Here is a 1,683-nt window from a genome sequence, read left to right on the forward strand (position 1 = left end):
AGACACTTGTATACGCTTGTGAAGACAGGTTCTTATTCCTTCACAGCCTCGAAACCGTGTTCCAGATCTGCCAGAATGTCGTCGATGTGCTCTGTGCCGATGGACAGACGGATGGTCGTCGGGGTGATGCCGGCGTGGAGCAGTTCTTCGTCGTTCATCTGGGAGTGTGTGGTCGAACCGGGATGGATGACCAGGGACTTCACGTCTGCCACATTTGCCAGCAGGGAGAACAGTTCCAGCGATTCGGTGAACTTCTGTGCCTGCGCCTTGGTGCCGTTCAGTTCAAACGTAAAGATGGAAGCACCGCCGTTGGGATAGTACTTGTCGTACAGCTCCTTTTCTCTGCCCTCTGCCAGAGACGGGTGGTGCACCTTCTTGACCATGGGGTGATTCTTCAGGAAGTCAACCACCTTCAGGGCGTTCTCCACGTGGCGCTCGACACGCAGGGACAGGGTCTCCAGACCCTGGAGCAGCAGGAACGAGTGGAACGGCGACAGGGTTGCGCCGGTATCACGCATCAGGGTGGTGCGGAGCTTCATCACATAGGCGATGTTGCCGCAAGCCTTGGTGAATACAACGCCGTGGTAGGACGGGTTCGGCTGTGTCAGACCCGGGAACTTGTCGTTCTGCTCCCAGTCGAACTTGCCGCCGTCGACGACAACGCCGCCCATGACAGTGCCGTGGCCGCCGATGAATTTGGTTGCGGAGTGTACCACGATATCTGCGCCGTGATCCAGCGGACGGAACAGGAACGGTGTGGCAAATGTATTGTCCACGATCAGCGGAATGCCGTGTGCGTGTGCCACTGCTGCGATTGCCTCCATGTCTACGACATCAGAGTTGGGGTTGCCCAGCGATTCCACATAGACAGCCTTGGTGTTGGGCTGAATGGCAGCTTCGATGGCAGTAACGTCGTGGGCATCCACGAATGTGGTGTCGATGCCGATTTCCTTGAAGGTGTTGGCGAACAGGTTGTAGGTGCCGCCGTACACGGTCTGAGAGGAAACGACGTGGTCGCCAACGCCGGCGATGTTCCGGATGGCGTAGTCAATGGCAGCGGAACCGGTGGCAGTTGCCAGCGCAGCAGCGCCGTTTTCCAGTGCAGCGATTCTCTTCTCAAAGACATCGGTGGTGGGGTTCATCAGACGGGTGTAGATGTTGCCCGGTTCGGTCAGACCGAAACGGCCTGCTGCCTGTGCAGAGTTTGCAAAGACATAGGAGGTGGTGGCATAAATCGGAACGGCTCTTGCGTCAGTGACCGGATCCGGCTGTTCCTGACCCACGTGGAGCTGCTTGGTTTCAAAGTGGTAATTTTTTTCTTCCATGAAAAAACAATCCTTTCTGTATGTCATGCTGAGGGAATCAAAAAATTCCCCGTTCCTGCTCATTATAACACAATCCCGCCTAGTTCGTCAATAGGAATTGAAAGAAAATCACGCAAATCAAAACAGGATGCCTGCCGGAACGGCTGCGCTGTGTCTTTTGCCTCCCCTGAAAGGGACGGAGAGGGTTTCAATCTGTTTGTAGGGACACGGCGTGCCGTATCTGCCAATTTCACAAAACAAAAATTTGTTTTCGTATCAACGCATATTCCGTTGAAAACGTTCCGCCGGAACGTTTCCAAAATTGTGGCACAGCAAGCGGGATACAGGGCGGAGCGGTCTTGTTCGCTCCGCCCTCGAA

2 protein-coding genes are annotated in these 1,683 nt (G+C 55.0%); both read right to left on the reverse strand.

The genetic code is table 11. The features are described 5' to 3' along the window. Positions 1-32: 32 nt before the first annotated feature. Positions 33-1,325 carry an O-acetylhomoserine aminocarboxypropyltransferase/cysteine synthase family protein gene (locus QZL66_RS00260; RefSeq protein WP_022409770.1) on the reverse strand — a complete coding sequence of 431 codons (1,293 nt, stop codon included), beginning with the start codon at positions 1,323-1,325 and terminating at the stop codon, positions 33-35. Between the two features lie 62 nt (positions 1,326-1,387). Continuing rightward, positions 1,388-1,683 (reverse strand): hypothetical protein (locus QZL66_RS00265; RefSeq protein WP_293601728.1); only part of this gene is annotated, 296 nt, incomplete at its 5' end.

This window comes from Ruminococcus sp. CAG:330, from assembly GCF_000437175.1.
Taxonomy (GTDB): domain Bacteria; phylum Bacillota; class Clostridia; order Oscillospirales; family Ruminococcaceae; genus Ruminococcus_C.

Bases quoted from the DNA above. Each gene is read 5' to 3' on its own strand.
- QZL66_RS00260 (WP_022409770.1), bottom strand. From the start codon at position 1,325: ATGGAAGAAAAAAATTACCACTTTGAAACCAAGCAGCTCCACGTGGGT.